Source organism: Hyella patelloides LEGE 07179, from assembly GCF_900659865.1.
Lineage (GTDB): Bacteria > Cyanobacteriota > Cyanobacteriia > Cyanobacteriales > Xenococcaceae > Hyella > Hyella patelloides.
This window is the reverse complement of record NZ_LR213908.1, coordinates 1-18,153: the sequence shown is the minus strand read 5'-3', so window position 1 is coordinate 18,153 and position 18,153 is coordinate 1. Positions and strand designations below refer to the sequence as shown.

Sequence of the window (18,153 nt, the reverse complement as noted above, 5' to 3'; positions counted from 1 at the left end):
TTCTCACCAAGGTTTGTATTTGTCCTCCTGATTCTAAAGATAGAGAGCCAGCTTCAATCGTAATATTTCCCCCATCTCCTTTTGCTTCCCTTTCGACGTTACTGAAAATATTGCCATCGGTAAGATTCACCTCACCTGCAATGTTTAATCTCACATTGCCTGCATTGCCTTGACCAAAAGTACTACTTCTGATAAAACCACCATCACTTAGGGAAAGAGAATTAGCTGTAATGAAGATATTTCCTGCATTACCCCTTCCCCCTGGTATTTCTTCACCATTTACGTTTTCAGATGAACCAAAAACTTGAGTATTTAACAGTGCCCCATCGGTTAAAGATAATGAACCAGCTTCTATCGTGATGTCTCCCCCTTCTCCTTCTGCACCAAAAACTATAACACTAGCCATGCGACTATTTGAAATATCTGGGATTACACCATCAAGGGTTACTGCACCTTCTGCATTGACATTAATATCTCCTGCGTTACCTCGACCAAAAGTACTGGCACTGAAAAAACCACCATCGGTGATGCTTAATGACTCTGCTGTGACGTTAATATTACCACTATTACCAGTTGCACCTTCATTAACGCGGTTTTGAATCCCACTCACTCCACTGAGATTAACCGCGCCTGTGGCATTGATAGTAACATCTCCTGCTTGAGATTCTGTTGTCCCTAACCCTTCAGCAATTCCGCCAAATAGCTGACTAGCTTCAGTTAAAGTAATATCGTTACCAATCACTGTAATTCCACCACCATCAGCACCAGCTACATCTACTCTTGCACCATTAGAAAAAGATACATTGGCTCTGGCGACATTATCAGAAATACGAGGATTCAGATTCTCGTCAAGATTAACTGTTCCTGCTTCTGCTAATCCCCCTAGCCATACTTTTGCACCTTGAGCAGTGATGTTATTGATATCGCCTACTTCTTCTGGTCTGACTCCATTGCCTCTTATTGCTATCTCACCGCCAATGAAACCAATGGTTTCTCCTGCATTGATTTGTAAACCAAGATTATCAGTAACAGAGTCGTTAATAATTGGTTGAGGTTCATCCCGAAAACCCAAACCAATGGGCGCATTAATGGTAATCAACGGCGGATTATCTAAATCTGTCGCGCTAAATTCTCCGTCGGGAAAAATAATACTATCGGCGGTACTGCCATAAAAAGAACCACCAAGTTGTAATCTGGAACTCTCGCCAAAAACAATTCCTGCGGGGTTGATTAAAAATAAATTAGCCGTACCCTTAGCACGAATTAAACCATTGATATTGGAGATATTTCCTCCAGTAACGCGGGAAAAAATATTAGCTATATTGTCAGTGTTGTTAAAAAATGCCTCGGTTCCTGTGGGGACAGAAAACTCCCCAAAACTATGAAATAAATTATCTCCTGCACGATTTCCATTATCAATCTGCACTCCTGTATCGGTAGGAGTAACAATAGTAGAAGTTGTCCCGTCTGGAGTAACTTGAGCAGTAGCAGCAAGGGGTAAGAAAACAGAACTTAAAACTATTGTAGTAGGAGCCAGTTTCATGATTTACTTGTTTCCAGCAAATTAAGCAGATACTTAATTCTAGGATAGTACTACATTTTGTATCTCAAACCATGTTAAGTTAATTACCTTCCTATTATTTGCCTCGTGGTGTTAAATCTAACTTTATAGGGATACCAGCAAACATTAGAATATTTCTTTTCTCTTCCCTCTTCCTTTCCAAATCAATTTAATGTCCTAGCCTATTAGCGCACCGCTATATTAAGAAAAATTATAATCGGCATCCTTTTTTTCCTTAAGACCTATCTAATTAACAAGCAAGTTAGAGAGGACAGAAAGATGTTAGCAGAAATTTGGCAAGAAATCACTGAGTTAACCAAAGATCGCAAATTTATTCGTAACTTGAGTCTCGTAGCGGTAATTGCCCTAGCATCTTCTTTTAGCCTGGCAGCAAGCAATCATTCTGAAAGATTAGCACAGCAAGGTAAATTAGATCGCTGTTCCAATTTTATGTCTATGGGACTCTGCATCAAAACTCAAAATATTGTCACCAAATAATTAAGTGCTTCTACAGAATCCCTATCTAGATTAATTACCTATGCAAAATTAATTTTACCTGTTATCCAACTTCAACTATAAACTAGGGCTTTGTTTATGCCATTCGGTAGCTTGTTCGTAAGCGTGTGCTACGTGAAATAGAATATCTTCCCGTAAAACATTCCCAATGAGTTGCAGCCCAATAGGTAAACCTGCTTCATCAAAACCGCAGGGAATACTCATTCCAGGTAAACCCGCTAGATTGACAGGAATAGTCATCAAATCAGAAATATACATCGCTAAAGGGTCGTCAGTTTTTTCTCCTGCTTTAAAAGCTGTACTAGGACAAGTGGGAGAAACTAAGACATCTACATCAGCAAAAGCCTGTTCAAAATCCTGTTTAATCAGAGTGCGTACTTTTTGAGCTTTGAGATAATAAGCGTCATAATAACCCGCAGAGAGGGTATAAGTGCCAATCATGATGCGTCTTTTCACTTCGTCCCCAAAACCAGTAGCACGGGTTTTTGTATACATCTCTACTAAGTTTTCTGCGTCCTCACGGATACCATACTTAACTGCATCGTAACGAGCTAAATTAGCCGATGCTTCTGAAGGTGCAATAATATAGTAAGCAGGTACACCATAACGGAAACGAGGACAGGAAATTTCTTTAACTTCTGCACCTAATTCTTCTAGCTTAGCGATCGCTGATTGGACTCTCTCTGCTACTACAGAATCTAAGCCATCACCGAAGGTTTCTTTAATCACGCCTACTTTTAAACCCTTTTTAAGCTCTGGCTGTAAATATTGGGTGTAATCAGGTATTTCTACTTTAAGACTTGTGGAATCCCGTTCATCATATCCAGCGATCGCACTTAAGAAAATTGCAGCATCTTCTACATTACGAGCAAAAGGGCCAATCTGATCCAAAGAAGAGGCAAAAGCCACTAAACCAAAACGAGACACCAAACCATAAGTTGGTTTTAAACCCACCACACCACAAAAAGAAGCAGGTTGGCGAATTGAACCACCAGTATCCGAGCCTAAAGATACTACACATTCAGATGCAGCCACCGCAGCAGCCGAACCACCAGATGAGCCACCAGGAACTCTGGTAAGCTCCCAAGGGTTTGCTGTTAACTGGTAGCTAGAGTTTTCTGTGGAGCTTCCCATGGCAAACTCATCCAAATTAGTCTTGCCCACAGCAACTGCTCCTGCTGCTTGTAATTTCTGAGTCACCGTAGATTCATAGGGAGGGACAAAGTTAGCTAAAATCTGCGAACCGCAGGTAGTTTTAATACCCTGGGTACACATATTATCTTTAATCCCAATGGGAATCCCTTCTAAAATGCCAATCTCTTCTCCCGCAGCAATTTTTTGGTCTACTTGTTGAGCTTTTGCCAAAGCATTTTCAGCAGTAACAGTCAGAAACGCTTTTACTTTGGGTTCTAAAGTAGTGATGCGCTCCAAAGTTTCCTGGGTAATTTCCACCGCAGAACGTTTTTTACTAACTAACTGTTGGTGTAATCCTTTAATAGTTTGACTCTTTACGGAACTCATAAAATAGCAATTCTAATAAAATGCACTGTTTATCATGATATTAGAGAAGGTGAGAGATTGGGGAATAAGAAATACTGATTTTATGAAACGTGCAATAGCAAATCAACTTTTTGGCGATCGCTAAACACGAGTTTGTCTATATAAATCTTTACATTAAAGGTAACATTTGTTACAGAAACATTTAATATGACTGGTAAAGCCACTATGATTTTAGTGTGATGAGATCGATCCCCACTACAGAAGTATCAACCCTACTTTTAAAAGTTTATTGATATCAACAAAGATTTTTAAGTAAAGTAGTCAACACGAGAATCATTCTTTTAGTTTCCATCGATCATTGGTGCTTTAAGAAAATTAGAAAAAATTACTAAAAAGGCGATTTGTATTGCCAGTTCAAGGTATGAATTTGATTTGTATTTTTTGCTGTTGATCTCTAAATACACTTCCTCAGTCATTCCTTTGCTTGAGTCTACTCAACATAGTTGCTCAACTCTGGAGGATTGTTAACCCTTCTCTCTCAAAGTTCAACAGAGAAGATCGTGAAGATTTCCTGATGTTTAAGCAAGTCTTATTTTAGGGGGCTGGGAGAAGAAATTCTATTCTGATTCAGCAACGTCAACGATTTTATGCATGAACTAAATTCAATTGTTTATCAGTTAAACAAAAAACTAATTCAATTAAATTTAGGAGAAATTTCTCATGGAACCTAATGATACGTTGATAACAGCAATTGATACTGGAATTACGTCTAATAATTCTGGCATATTTAATTTCAATGGTGAAATTGGAGATAATCCCAACGTTTCCACCACTGATGATGTCGATCTATATTCTCTCGAACTTGAAGCTGGTACTGTAGCAACTTTTGATATTGATGCTTCTGAATTGGGTTCGGATTTAGATTCTATTTTGAGAGTGTTTGACTCTGCGGGAAAAGAATTAGCTGTCAATGATGATGATGACAACTCTTTAGATTCTTTTATTTTCTTTCCCGTTCCTACCACAGATACATACTATGCGGGTGTCAGTAGCTTTGCTAACTCTGATTACGATCCCAATGCTGAAGGGAGTGGCGATGGTGATTTTACTGGATTATACGAACTCATAATCGATAACACTCTCAGTTTTACAGAGCCTAATGATACCTTGACCACAGCAATCGATACTGGAATTACATCTAATAATTCTGGCACATTTAATTTCAGTGGTGCAATTGGAGACAATTTAGATGTCCCCCCAACATCCGATGTTGATTTGTATTCTCTCGAACTCCACGCCGACACAAGAGCAACTTTTGATATCGACAATACTGAGGGTGTAGATACAATTTTGAGAGTGTTTAACTCTGGGGGAGAAGAACTGGCTGTTAATGATGATGATAACGAATCTTTAGATTCCTTTATTTCCTTTACAGCTTCTGCCACAGATACCTACTATGTTGGTGTTAGTAGCTTTGCTAACTTCGGCTACGATCCCACTGCTGAAGCAAGTGGTGATGGTGGTTCAACTGGATTGTATGACCTCGTAATTCAAAAAGCTATTAGTGGTACAGAAGGCGATGACTTTCTCCGTGGTACTGATGCCGACGATCTTATTGAAGGTTTTGGCGGTGATGACAATATTCGGGGAAGGGCTGGCAATGACGATATTGTAGCTGGTGCTGGCAATGACACTGTATTAGGCAGTGGTGGTGACGATACTATAACTGGTAATGCTGGTAGTGACAGTCTCCTTGGCGATGGTGGTAACGATTTGCTCGAAGGAGGAGGCAATAATGATATTCTTCAAGGGGGAAATGGAAATGACACCATAAATGGCGGAAATGGTGATGATTTGCTAGCTGGCAACGGCAATAACGATAACATGACTGGCGGAGATGGTAATGATACCTTGCTGGGGGGTTCAGGTAATGACACTATGCGTGGCGGAGTCGGCGATGACTTATTGAGTGGTAGAGGAGGAGATGATGTTTATGTTCTGGCTTCTGGAGAAGGAACAGATATTATTGAAAGTTTCCGCTTGGGAGCAGATCGAATTGGTTTAGCTGATGGTCTAACTTTTGGTGATTTGACTTTTGCGGGTAATGACATTTTGAGTTTTGGAGAGACTCTGGTGACTTTGAATATTGCTACAGATAGACTATCTGAATCTGACTTTACGATTGTTTAGGTTGATTTTATTGGGGGTAACATAAGCTGTACAAAGAGAAGACTTGGGATATCTAAAAGTTTTCTCTTTTTCTTGATGTTTGATATTAATGGCAGCGAATTGCTGAGATTTAATAAGCTTGATTCTTAACAGGAAGATAATTGTTACAAAAGCAGATCTCTGATGCTCAATCCTGTTTACAAACTCCAAATATATCTGAAGATTTAATAACCATTAATTACTTAAGCAAGGGTAACAGAAGAGTTACAAAATAGTAAACCAAAGGCGCAGTAAACACATAACTATCAGTACGATCTAAAATACCGCCATGCCCAGGGATTAATTGACCAGAATCTTTAACACCTGCATCCCTTTTCATCATCGATTCTGTCAAATCTCCCAATAAGCTAGTAATTCCGATTAAACTTCCCAGTAAAATACCACTCAATCGCCAGCCAGGAAAATCAAAATACCAAGCTCCAATTTCTGCCACAATCAAACTACCAATAACCCCAAAAATAGCTCCTTCAACGGTTTTTTTGGGACTGATAGCAGACAGTTTTGTCTTCCCAAAAGCCTTACCCATAAAATATGCCCCAATATCAGCAGCCCAAATACAAGCCATCACCAAAAAGGTTAAAGTGAGAGCAGAAGGGAAAGTGCGAAAATCATTCCAAGAATTTGGCCAGTAACCTTCTAAGGGTAAATTAGTAATGCCAATAGCGTTGGGTAAACTAACCCTGAGACGTACCCAATAAGTAGGCAAATAACCACAATAAAACAAACCTAAGATAGAACTAGCAATATCGGCAATTGTCGCCATTTTAGGCTGAAACAACAGATAAAAACAAATAATTGTTCCTCCCAAACAAAACATCGCATCAGTCATGTTAGGAGTGAGGCTAGAACAGATCAATAACACCTGGGATACTACCATTGTAGTTTTGCCCGCAGGTTCAATACCCTTTGCTCGCACTAAGCGAAAATACTCAATTTGAGCCAGCAAAATTAAAATACCAATACCGAGAGTAAAATACCACCCTCCTAAAATTATCAGACTGAGGGCGATCGCGATCGCTATTATTGCGCTGAAGATACGAGTCAAAGACATAACTTAACTATTGCTTCATAGGCTTAACCAATCTCAAGATTCAGGTTAAGACAACCTTATGAAAGATTAACAAATTAATGCCTGAAAGTCTCAATTATACATATTATATTATTATTTTATATTCTATCAGTGATTGGTTGTTAGTGGTTACTATCTCACCTGATTACCTATTATCTAATTACTTCTTTCTTCATCCTTCATATTTTAAAAGTAGCGACGAGAATACCCACATCTGTAAATTTATAAGCTAGTTGGAACTGCAATTTCAGTAATAAGCGAGGAGAATTGCCTTGATTTCTCTAACCGAGATTGCTTAAGTATTGCTATATAAAACAAATAAAAAAAGGACGCATCTTTGCGCCCTCTACCCAAAATTTTAGCTCGGCACAGCTATTAACTGATTAAGGTTCAACTAAGTTTTCCAAGCCTTTAACTACTTTTGCTGAAATAATTTTATCCCCAGCTGTCAATTTTTCTAAGGCTTCTTTCCCTTCCACTGCATAGCCAAACACAGAGTAACGTCCATCCATAAGGTTATAGCCAGGAGGAGTTAATTCGGTATCAAACTTAAAGAAGAAAAACTGAGAAGAGCCACCATTAGGATCGTCCGCAGGACGAGCTAAAGCGATCGCTCCATAAGCATTAAAAGGTAAAGTGGGAGTGTCCAAATAACGACCCATTTCTTCTAAAGTTGCCTCATACACGGGGATTTCATCTTCAGGAGTCAAAACTTCTAAAGGAATAGCGCGATACTCCTGAGTTTCGGGGTCGATAAATCCATCTTCTTCCCCAGGAGGATCGCCAGCTTGCACGATATAGAAATCTTCAGCGCGGTTAAACTCTAAACCATCGTAAAAACCTTGGTGAACTAAATCCACAAAATTACCACCATTAACAGGCGCACTATAACCATCAACTACGACAGTCAAATCACCTTTATTGGTTTTCATTTCTACGGTAGCTCTTCCTAGAAGTTGGGGTAAATTGGCATACTCTTTAGGAACTTCATAAGGGAAACCTGCTACCATTGATTCTTCTAGCTCAGTAACGAGATCTAAAAGTTCTCGGCGTTTGATGTAAAGAGCTTCTCTGTCTCTATTTTTAGTGAATTCTTTCATCTCTTCTACACCCGCTTTGAGATCGTTTAATAACTCTTCAGCATGGGGTTGTGAGTCTTCGGGAACACCAGCCAAAATTTGGTTGCGACGGACATTTAGCTGAAAACTAGCGTCTTTGATATCTTTATTGATTTTGCCCCACATTTTGACACGAAGTTGTCGTGAAAGGTCTTCGAGAGAGCCTTGCATCTTTCGCACCGCTTGATTCTCAATAGGTAGAGCATATCTAAGAATAGCTTTAGGATCGGTAATGGCATCCCCTTGAGCTAATACAGCGATCGCAGAATGTGATGAACCAAAAGTAATTGAACCTACCACCATCAGGGTAAGTAAAACTAGCTTAATTTTTTGGTGAAGCAATTTGTTGTTTTTAGTAGTCAGCATATTATTAATCAATCATGTTTTTAAATTGTTCAGAGGATTTTGCTTCGTTAAGAGAGCTACGCTTGCAGGAGTATGGTGTCGGGGACATCTAAAAAATCATCTTCACGTACTCAGAGCTTAGTCAGTGGGAGAGGAATACTTTTATACCCTCTATCCCCACAAACATTGTCTACTTATGGATATGTTCTTAGTTTGGGATCGCTCTTGTCAACATTTCTTTACGATTAATCTTTTTCAGTTATCACTTATCAGTTATCAGTTGTTGGTTGCTGGTTATCAGATACTATCTCCCCTGCTCACATCACGCTCACATTACGTTCGCTCTTCCTTTTTTCGTAACTGTGAAGCAATCAGGTAGAATAAGTTGTTGGTTTTCTAGAGTATTTTTAGCTTCATGATTTCTAGTAACGATTTCCGTACTGGCGTAACCATCGAGTTAGACGGCTCTGTCTGGCGCGTGGTCGAATTCCTCCATGTCAAACCTGGTAAGGGTTCTGCTTTTGTCCGAACAAAATTAAAAAATGCCCAAACAGGAAATACTGTTGAGCGAACTTTCCGTGCTGGTGAAACTGTTCCGAGTGCCAATCTGGAAAAGCGTACTATGCAGCATACCTATAAAGATGGAGAAGATTATGTCTTTATGGATATGGGAACCTACGAAGAAACTCGCATGAGTCCCAATCAAATGGGAGAAGGGGTCAAATATATCAAAGAGGAAATGGAAGTTAATGTCGTTTTCTGGAATGAACAAGTGTTAGAGATAGAGCTACCTACTTCTGTAACTTTAGAGGTGACAGACACAGATCCTGGGGTCAAAGGAGATACCGCTACTGGAGGGACTAAACCCGCTATCGTAGAAACTGGAGCGCAAGTAATGGTTCCTTTATTTATTTCTATTGGGGAAAAAATTAAAGTCGATACCCGCGATGGTTCTTATTTGGGTAGAGAAAACTAAATTCTCTTAATATAAGCAAAAAATTGGTGAGATCATCAATTAAAGTTACTTACAAGAATAGGTTATATAACTTGTGTCTGTGGATTTTCAACAACTTCGGGAACTTATAGGAGCGATCGCAAATACTGATATCACTGAGTTAACTCTCAAAAGTGATGATTTTGAATTACAGGTAAAAAAAGGTTCAGTGGCTAGCAATCAAGAGTTGGTGGATTCTGTTCCTGATACTATACCTACACCCATTCAACCAACAGCAATTACCCCTGTGGCGACTCCTCCTACTACTCCAGTTTCAGAGCCAACTTCACCACTAGCAGAACAGCAAAAGTGGGTCGAGATTACTTCTCCTATGGTAGGAACTTTTTATCGTGCGCCTACTCCTGATGAACCACCTTTTGTTGATGTGGGAGAACTTATTAGTAAAGGTGATACTGTTTGTATCATTGAAGCTATGAAGCTGATGAATGACATTGATGCAGAAGTTTCAGGAGAAATTATGGAAATAGTTGTCCAAAACGGTGAACCTGTGGAATTCGGGCAAGTTTTAATGCGAGTTAACCCAGGAAACTAATTCAGGGGTGAAGGATGCCTATCACGGATACCGCTTCCGCCTTAGGACTCGCTACGCATCGCGCGACCGAAGGAAGTCCTTTAGGGCATCAAGGATGAAGGATTAAGGATGATGAAGTAGTGAGAGTCAAAGCAGGCTATCATCATATATACTCGGAAATAACAAGCTATTACTGACGATATTGCTAGATTTCGCTCTCTAGTATTGTCGATCATTAATTATTTATAACTCATAATTTATACCTTTATTCTCTCATCCTTCAACACGGTGGTTATATCTGAGTAATAGCAATCTCAGCATCCCCCACCGTCATAATTTATAATCAGCTTTTCTAACATGGAATTAATTGCGATTATCTTGTCTGGTTTTTTATCAGTATTTTCTAACGGTGGTTGGCTTTTAGATGTAATTGCCAATAACCAACTTGGCTCTTATGTTGAATCGGCAGAGAAATTAGCCATTAGAGTTGATAATACTCCTAATTACCAGATAGCTAAGGGTAATGTAGACCACTTAAGAGTGGCGGGTCAAGGTATCTATCTACAACCCGATCTGAGAATTGCATCTTTGGAGTTAGAAACCGATTCTATTGCTTTAGATTTGACTAATTTATCGACAGAAAGTCTCGATAAGTTACGGAGTTCTCTGCAAAAACCCTTACAGGGTGCTATGTCTATAGTAATTACAGAAGAAGATCTAATTAATGCCTTGCAGTCTGAGAGGATAATCGCTAAACTACAGGCTGCTTTAAATGATTTGGTAGCGAGGAGAGCAGGAAGTAGAGCGATCGCTTATAAATTGCTGACTCCTAGTATCCAGTTATCTGACGATAATCTGATTACCATTAAAGTTACTTTACGCCGTGAAGGAGAAATGTTAAGAGAATCCCAATCCCAGGAATTAGCGATCGCTATTAATTTGGGATTAGATTTAATTCAAGGTAAAAAAATTCAAGTAAGTACACTGGAGGGAACAGTTAATAATCGCCCAATATCAAGCCGTTTACTTAAAGGATTTGCTGAAGGGATCAGCGATCGCTTAGATTTTACTACAATAGAAAGACAAGGAATTTTTGCTCGCCTCTTACAATTAGAGATAGCAGAAGACAAAATTAAGATTATTGGTTTTGCCAGGATGGAAACAAAATCTGAATCTATCCCAGTCAGTTTAACTAAAGTCACAGATTACTCCGCCGTACAACGACGGAGCCTGCTGTGACCGTTGGTCAACACGGGAGTGGAATATGCCGACTGACCGTCGGCATTTCTTCCCGTCATAAAACCTAAATCCGCCTTCTGGTGAATTACAGGAGAAAAACTAATGCAAGATCGCAAACAAAATTTTCGCTTTCCTCTGGCTAGATTTGCTGGAATAGCAGGAATTATTTTATTAATTGGTGGTGGTACGGCTTGGTGGGCGAAATCCTCCCTTGAAAAAGCCGATCAAAGACCAGTTTCTAAAAATCCTCCCCTAGAAACTCCCGCAACTCCCACAACTCCCACAACTCCCAAGAGTGAGCCAGTCACACAACCACAGCAAGAGCAAATTAATATAGCTTGGCTAGATACTGCTGGGACTAACGTTAAGTTAGTAGGCAAAACTGTTAGTTTTCCCCAATCAGTAGAGCCACAACAAATTTTAGAAGCAGCTTTCGAGCAGCTTTTAGCAGGACCTAATGAGTCTGCTGAATATACGACAACCATTCCTCAAGGAACGAAGCTATTAAGTGTTAAAACAACAGAAGAGGGCGTAAGGGTCGATCTATCTCAAGAATTTGTGTCTGGTGGCGGTAGTGCTGCCATGTCTGCAAGATTAGCACAAGTCATTTACACGGCTAGTAGTTTAGACGAGAATACCCCTATTTGGGTTAGCGTCCAAGGTCAACCCTTAGAAAATCTAGGAGGGGAAGGAATTGTGCTTTCTCAACCCATAACTCGCCAAGAATTTGATGCTAATTTTACTCTTTAAAAAAGTTAACAGCTACTAATCAGTTCTACTTTATTACAAGTTCAATGGTTATGGGCGTAAGAGGCAACAAGTAATATGGTTATGTGAAGATTTACAGTTTAATTATGTCGATCTACCCAGCAGCGATATTATTTGTTTCTGTCTCTAAATAAGCCAACCCAATGGGCTTTAACTTACCATTTTAATTTTGCTGCATCTTTACCTTGTTCACGGCGAATTTTACTGTCTTGTTCAAACCAGGCAATAATTTGTTGATGAGTCAATTGTTCGACGGGGACTTGGGTATCTTGGGCAATTAGCTTTAATAATCTTAAAGAAGAAACAGTAAGACGAGTTAAAAATTTTTCGGAAGAATCTAATAAAGCTGCATTAATATCAGCAGATTCTTCTGGGGACAAAAATTGATTAGGAGGTTGTTGCACGATCGAAGTAATGGCGTTGATGATTTTAAGATCTGAAATAAATGATAGTACGCTTCATAGCTGCTAGCTATTAGCCAATACTATTTCTCGTTAATCGATCTATAGCAATACATTTGACCCTTCTAGAATAAGCAATTAATTATTCGAGCAGTGCAACCTTGTTATGCGAGAGATACCGACTGTGGTAAATATTGAGATTGCTGATTCTTGGGGTAATTCAAACTAATAGTCGGGAGTAATGTAGGTTGAACAAGTCGAGGATTAAGTAAATTATTGATATGGCTCAATAATTGTTCGATCTTAAAGGGCTTGAGCACATAACCGTCACCTCCTGCATCTTTCACCAAAGCAAATAATTCTGGCGTGTCAATAGATGACAAAAATAGAATGGGTTTGTTATAGCCTTCGGCTCGAAGTTGACGGCAAAGACAAATACCATCGAGTTTAGGTAATACAACATTGAGAATAATTAAATCGCAGTTATGCTTTTTAATAAATTGTAAAGGAGCTAATCCATTGAACACGGCTTCAACAATAAAATTATGTTCTGTCAAAACTTCTGTAAGTAGCTCACTAATATAGAAATCATTTTCAACTAATAAAATGTTCATTTTCTTTCGTGCAACAAACCCTCAATGACGGAAAAAAATACTTTTAATCAAAAAGCATTTTCCACTCCCGTGTTGACTTCATCGGGTTTTCTGCTCGCCTCCGATATATAGTAAAAGCTAGTTGGTTGAAACGGATATAATTCTAGGCAGCCAGAATCAAAATCCTGCCTGTATCCTGTCTGTATCCTTTCTGTGACTATCTTAGATCAATTAAGTAAAAATCTAAAGAAATTCTAAAAAATTCTATCAAATAATTGTGAAGTTGCGGTGTAAAAACGGGTACGCTTAAAATCCCTCATCTATACGTCAATTTGTAGTATATTAAGTAATACGTTTCTCGCCAGATTTAGCGATCGCTATTTTGAGAAAAATATGTAGGGCTTAATTATTCTCCTGTTGCTTAAAACGGCGAATATTCGCCACCATAATCGGAATAACGGCTAAAAGTAAAACAACAGCGATCGCACTACCCCTTCCAAAGTGACGGAAGTTAAACATCTGTTTGATCATCAGACTGGCAATTACGTCGGTATCTAAATTACCCGCCGTCATTACAAATACAATATCAAACACCTTTAGTACTAACACAATTACTGTGGTGGCAACCACTGTAATGGTAGAGCTAATACTAGGGATGATAATACGCCAAAAGATTTGAAACTCGTTTGCTCCATCCATACGAGCTGCTTCGATGATATCTTTGGGTATACCTTTAACCGCAGAAGAGAGTAATACCATACAGAAGCCTGTTTGCAGCCAAATCATGATGGTAATGAGGGCAAAATTATTAATAGATTTATTGACTAACCACCCTACAGGCTCAAAACCCAAACTGGTAACTATAGCATTGAGTAAACCTATTTGTTCTGCACCAGGGGGATTATAGGCATACATAAACCGCCAAATAACGCTTGCACCGACAAAAGAAATTGCCATCGGGAGGAAAATCAAACCTTTGGCTATGGCTTCATAACGTACCCGATCTACCAAGACAGCGATCGCTAATCCGCAAGCAACACTAATACCTGTAACTAGCACCAGCCACAAAATATTATTACGAAATGCAGTTAACATCGAGTTATCAGTAAAGGCAAAGATATAGTTTTCTAAGCCCACAAACTCTGTAGATCGTCGATCCAAAAAACTCAAATAAATAGTGCGTAAAGTGGGTAATACTAAATAAGCCAACAAAAATAACATGGCTGGTAAAGTATATACCCAAGGCAGAATATGAGATCGCCATTTGCGGGGTAATTTTTCTACTAAATAATTCGCACCATAGAATAGCCCGATCACTCCCCCAGAGCCAACTATAATAGCTGCGATCGCAATTAAAATTCTGTTGATATTTTCCATAATCACATTTTGAGGAGAAAGGAACGAGGAAAGAGGCAATAAAATGTTTGCAGCCTTTAATTTCTATCTGTAAGTAGTTGAATAGAATTAGATATCAAATTAAAACTCTTTTGTTTCTGCTTTACTTTGTATTAAACTTAATTACGCTGATCTACGAACTTTTGATAACCGATCCTTGTTCCTTTCTCCTCGTTTCTCCTTCCTTAGAACGTCCAACTCTTTTCAATTTCTGTTAAAACTTCCTCTGCATCTTCACCGCCGACAAAATCAATAATACCTGTCCAAAAAGTACCAGTACCGACGCTACTTGGCATCATATCAGAACCGTCATAGCGTATAGTTTCCGCATTAGCGAGAATTTCTGCTTGCTCTTTTGAGACTTCATCGGGATAAACATCTAAACTGACTTGCTGGTGAGGAGAGATAAAACCTCCTAGTTTCGCCCAAATTTCATGGGGTTCAGGAGTAGCTAAGTATTCCATTAATGCCCTAGCTTCGGGGGTATCATTGAACATAGCAAAAACATCTCCTCCTACTAAAACAGGAGTGCCAAACTCTTCCTTAATCCCAGGAAGAGGAAAAACCGCAATATTTTCTCCTAATACTGCTTCTGCGGGGAGAAAACTAGATGTAATGCTTGATTGACGATGTAAATAACAGTTGGGAGGCTCTCGTAATAAACCTCTAGGGGAATCACCAAAAGGGGTACTAATTGCGCCGACAATTCCTCCCTGTACGTATTCAGGATTTAACACAATCTCCCCAAACTTGTCGAAAGCCTCTTTGACAGGAGGCGCATCAAAAGGAATCTCATGATTTACCCACCGATCGTAGACTTCCGCACCCGCAGTACGCAACATGATATCTTCTACCCAGTCTGTACCAACCCAACCAGTAGCGTCTCCGCTTTCCATTCCCAGACACCAAGGAGTTTGACCATCTGCCACAATGCGATCGCTCAAAGTAATCATTTCTGACCAAGTTTGCGGTACTTCATAACCTTGAGCAGCAAAGGCTTGGGGGTTGTACCAGACTAAACTTTTTACATAGGCGCGATACCATACGCCATAGAGTTCATCATCTACTTTAGCCAAATCGATCCAATCTTGACTGTAAGCTTCTTCTAACTTACTCTGCTCCATAAAGCCAGAAATAGGCACTAACTGACCACTCTGAGCAAAATCCCTCATTAATCCTGGTTGAGCAAACATCGCTACATCAGGAGCGTCTCCAGATTCTACTCTTACGGGTAAAAGAGTCGCAAAAGCATCCGTGCCTTCATAAACTATTGTTATACCTGTTTTTTCTTCAAAAGGGGCTAAAGCTGCTTCTAATTTGTCTTGTTGCTCTCCTACTACTACACCCAAAACTGTGACGGTTTTAGTGTCTTCTGAGGCTTGTTGCTCTTCTGTACCGCTTCCACAAGCTGTAATTACAGTAGCAATGGTCAATCCCAAACTCAGACTAAAAATTTGTTTTATGATTGTCATGATTAAACGTATTTGGGAAACCCCGTCGATTTATCGCGGGGAGGAACAATCGTTAAATTTTACTTGTTATTTGTTGTGTCTGTTTGACATACTCCCGTCGGCACAGCCGAGGGATTCTAACACCTCACGATGCTAGTTTTCTGTTTCATTCCGTGCCAACTAGAGCATCGTGACCGATACTCCCATTAAAGTCAGTGAAAGGGTTGCCCCTTCCACTGCTCTCCAAAACGTAGCGTGATAGTTTCCCGTCACTACGCTCCTCAATAAAACGGCTACTGTCATTAGAACGCCTAATTAAGTCATATTCGGGATATCTTCTTTCCATGTCCAGTTTAATTTATTAAACCATCTATAGAGTTCTGTTATCCTCTTCTGCCTTTGATAATCATCAATGATTCTGAGGTCAGATTTTGACTTTTCGTCATGGCAATGTCCATGCAATAGTTGTAGGTTTTTGTATTCATCTTTACCACCTGCTGCGGTTGGAATGATGTGGTCGATTTCTATTGCATCATTCTCGCGAAAAATTAGTTCACACCATTTGCATTTGCCCTTTTGCTTCTTGAGCAAAGATGCTGTTCGCGTAGGCATCTCTGGGTGTCTACCCATACGGGAACTCCAATAAATTAAGTCGCCGTTGTATGGACTGGCATCACCTTTGACTTTGACAAATCTACGAGAGGTTTTATCCTTTTTGGTTTTACTTTCAGATGTAAAGTCTCTATGAGACACTAAAATAAAAGGATTGTCGTATTGTCTAGATGAAAAGACCCAATTGTTGTCACCAATCCTGTGAAAATATTTGGATTTAACCCATTTCTTTCCTTTGTTCTGATGACGATGTAACCCCCATCTGTACAACTTCCAAAATAAAAGATGTGTTAAACGGCTAAACACTGCGCTGTTTACTGCGTTGGAAAAGTAATTACACCAACCTCTGATAATCGGATTGAGGTGAGCAATTAGTGATACCTGTGTAGCACTTTTATGCTTGTCAATTACTTCTACCAGTTTGTTGTAGTGCCGTTTCTGACTTTCTTTTGATGGAGTTATAATTGTTTTAAAACCTAGTTTCTTACCCTTGTTAGTTCCAGAATTGTATTTACCAACTGGGAACTGTTGGACATGAAAACCCAAGAAATCAAATCCTGGTTTTTCTTTTTCATGTCTATTCAAGGTATGGGTTAATCTTGTTTTGCTAGGTTTTAATTCTAATCCCATGTCGTTTAACCATTCAGAAATAAGTTCTGAGCATCTTTGGACAACGGTTATGTCTTTGTGAAGAATTACAAAGTCATCGGCGTACCTTATTAATGAGACAGATTGTTTTCTCTTGGTAAGACTGATTTTTACATCATTATTGTCTTTAATAACCATTTTTCCTACCTGCTCTTTTATGTAGGTTTCCATTCCGTGAAGGGCAATGTTCGCTAAAAGTGGGCTTAATGTCCCGCCCTGTGGCTTACCCTCAGATGTCGGAAACAACTTATTATTATCCACTACACCAGCATTTAACCATGCTCGAATTTGTCTCCGTAGGGTAGGGAATGTATTCAATTTTCTTAGGAGTTGTTTATGGTTGATGCGGTCGAAACACTTACTTATATCGGCATCCAACACATATTTCGGTTGGATTCTGATTGAGTTAAAAATTGCTTCGATTGCATCGTGACATGAGCGTCCTGGTCTGAACCCATGTGAATTTGGTTCAAATCTAGCTTCCCATTCTGGTTCGAGAACCAGTTTGACTAGCCCTTGCAATGCTCGGTCTTTGATAGTCGGTATTCCTAATGGTCGCTTTTCTTCTTTCCCAGGTTTAGGAATCCATACCCTCCTAGTGGGAGCGACTTTTGAACCCAGTGTTAATTTATTTATCAGGGTTAGACGTTGCTTTGGGGTCAGGCTTTTAATCCCATCCACACCAGCCGTCTTACGACCTTGATTTTCCTGAGTAACGCGACGAACCGCAAGACATTTTGCACTCCAAGACTTAATTAGGAGTTTTTGGAGTCGTCGAACTAATTTGACATCACCACGACGTGACGCTTTGTAAATCCGCTTTTGCAACTTGTAGATGTTCCTTTCTAAGTACTTAAACAAAATTAATTGTATGTTTTTGTAAGAATTATTTTAGGATAAAATTTGGTGTATTCGAGATTGCTGTCTTCGCCATCTCTGCTGTCCGCGAAGACAGTGGACGTTCCTTGAAAATGCCAAAAAAGCCAATGAGATATATTAAAGGTTTAACAAAAGATACATTAAAATTGTTAGAAAGAATTCACAAACAAAGTAAATAAGTAGCTAGGCAGAATTAAATATAAAACGTTCCAAGTGATAATCACCTTGTTCACTTCGCCGATTCATTCCCTGAATAATTGTCATGGCTAAATCGTATTCATTATCAAAGATACGCCCAGCAAT

The 18,153-nt window shown here is 39.3% G+C and carries 16 protein-coding genes; 6 read left to right on the top strand and 10 right to left on the bottom strand.

Annotation, left to right across the window (positions count from 1 at the left end; translation table 11 throughout):
* A partial coding sequence (locus H1P_RS20105) for a two-partner secretion domain-containing protein (protein WP_144870680.1) occupies positions 1–1,543 on the bottom strand: 1,543 nt, incomplete at its 3' end.
* Between the two features lie 297 nt (positions 1,544–1,840).
* On the opposite strand from H1P_RS20105, the gene H1P_RS20100 reads away from it, so the two are divergent.
* The gene (locus tag H1P_RS20100) at positions 1,841–2,059 is read left to right on the top strand and encodes a hypothetical protein (protein ID WP_144870678.1); all 219 of its coding nucleotides are present in this window, start codon (positions 1,841–1,843) and stop codon (positions 2,057–2,059) included.
* Positions 2,060–2,134: 75 nt separating this feature from the next.
* Here the strand turns inward: H1P_RS20100 and gatA are convergent, their stop codons facing one another.
* Positions 2,135–3,598, bottom strand: coding sequence for an Asp-tRNA(Asn)/Glu-tRNA(Gln) amidotransferase subunit GatA (gene gatA / locus H1P_RS20095; protein ID WP_144870676.1), 1,464 nt, complete (start codon positions 3,596–3,598; stop codon positions 2,135–2,137).
* Positions 3,599–4,297: 699 nt separating this feature from the next.
* On the opposite strand from gatA, the gene H1P_RS20090 reads away from it, so the two are divergent.
* A complete protein-coding gene (locus H1P_RS20090) occupies positions 4,298–5,767 on the top strand; it encodes a calcium-binding protein (protein WP_144870674.1) in 1,470 nt (489 codons plus the stop codon).
* Positions 5,768–5,984: 217 nt separating this feature from the next.
* On the opposite strand, the gene H1P_RS20085 is transcribed toward H1P_RS20090, so the two are convergent.
* Together H1P_RS20085 and H1P_RS20080 are read right to left on the bottom strand one after the other, a co-directional pair.
* A complete protein-coding gene (locus H1P_RS20085; RefSeq protein WP_144870672.1) occupies positions 5,985–6,857 on the bottom strand; it encodes a phosphatidate cytidylyltransferase in 873 nt (290 codons plus the stop codon).
* 401 nt (positions 6,858–7,258) lie between these two features.
* A complete protein-coding gene (locus tag H1P_RS20080) occupies positions 7,259–8,359 on the bottom strand; it encodes a peptidylprolyl isomerase (protein ID WP_144870670.1) in 1,101 nt (366 codons plus the stop codon).
* A 394-nt stretch (positions 8,360–8,753) separates the two neighbouring features.
* On the opposite strand from H1P_RS20080, the gene efp reads away from it, so the two are divergent.
* From efp to H1P_RS20060, 4 genes are all read left to right on the top strand, one after another.
* On the top strand, positions 8,754–9,314 hold the full coding sequence (gene efp, locus H1P_RS20075) for an elongation factor P (RefSeq protein ID WP_144870668.1): 561 nt from the start codon (positions 8,754–8,756) through the stop codon (positions 9,312–9,314).
* A 73-nt stretch (positions 9,315–9,387) separates the two neighbouring features.
* Entirely contained in the window at positions 9,388–9,885 is a 498-nt protein-coding gene (gene accB / locus H1P_RS20070; protein ID WP_144870666.1) for an acetyl-CoA carboxylase biotin carboxyl carrier protein, read from the top strand.
* Between the two features lie 336 nt (positions 9,886–10,221).
* Entirely contained in the window at positions 10,222–11,103 is an 882-nt protein-coding gene (locus tag H1P_RS20065) for an LmeA family phospholipid-binding protein (protein ID WP_144870664.1), read from the top strand.
* A gap of 102 nt (positions 11,104–11,205) precedes the next feature.
* Complete coding sequence (locus H1P_RS20060; protein WP_144870662.1) at positions 11,206–11,853, top strand: GerMN domain-containing protein; 648 nt, start codon at positions 11,206–11,208, stop codon at positions 11,851–11,853.
* A gap of 173 nt (positions 11,854–12,026) precedes the next feature.
* Here the strand turns inward: H1P_RS20060 and H1P_RS20055 are convergent, their stop codons facing one another.
* From H1P_RS20055 to ltrA, 6 genes are all read right to left on the bottom strand, one after another.
* Positions 12,027–12,275 (bottom strand): hypothetical protein, encoded by a 249-nt coding sequence (locus H1P_RS20055; protein WP_222427144.1) that lies wholly within the window; start codon positions 12,273–12,275, stop codon positions 12,027–12,029.
* Positions 12,276–12,436: 161 nt separating this feature from the next.
* On the bottom strand, positions 12,437–12,886 hold the full coding sequence (locus H1P_RS20050; protein WP_144870658.1) for a response regulator transcription factor: 450 nt from the start codon (positions 12,884–12,886) through the stop codon (positions 12,437–12,439).
* Between the two features lie 381 nt (positions 12,887–13,267).
* Entirely contained in the window at positions 13,268–14,242 is a 975-nt protein-coding gene (locus H1P_RS20045; protein ID WP_144870656.1) for a carbohydrate ABC transporter permease, read from the bottom strand.
* A gap of 203 nt (positions 14,243–14,445) precedes the next feature.
* Positions 14,446–15,732, bottom strand: coding sequence for an ABC transporter substrate-binding protein (locus H1P_RS20040; protein WP_144870654.1), 1,287 nt, complete (start codon positions 15,730–15,732; stop codon positions 14,446–14,448).
* 145 nt (positions 15,733–15,877) lie between these two features.
* Positions 15,878–16,057 (bottom strand): hypothetical protein, encoded by a 180-nt coding sequence (locus tag H1P_RS20035; protein WP_144870652.1) that lies wholly within the window; start codon positions 16,055–16,057, stop codon positions 15,878–15,880.
* Positions 16,027–17,799, bottom strand: a complete 1,773-nt coding sequence (gene ltrA, locus H1P_RS20030; RefSeq protein ID WP_246141839.1) for a group II intron reverse transcriptase/maturase — start codon at positions 17,797–17,799, stop codon at positions 16,027–16,029. Before ltrA ends, H1P_RS20035 begins: the two co-directional genes overlap by 31 nt.
* Positions 17,800–18,153 lie beyond the last annotated feature (354 nt).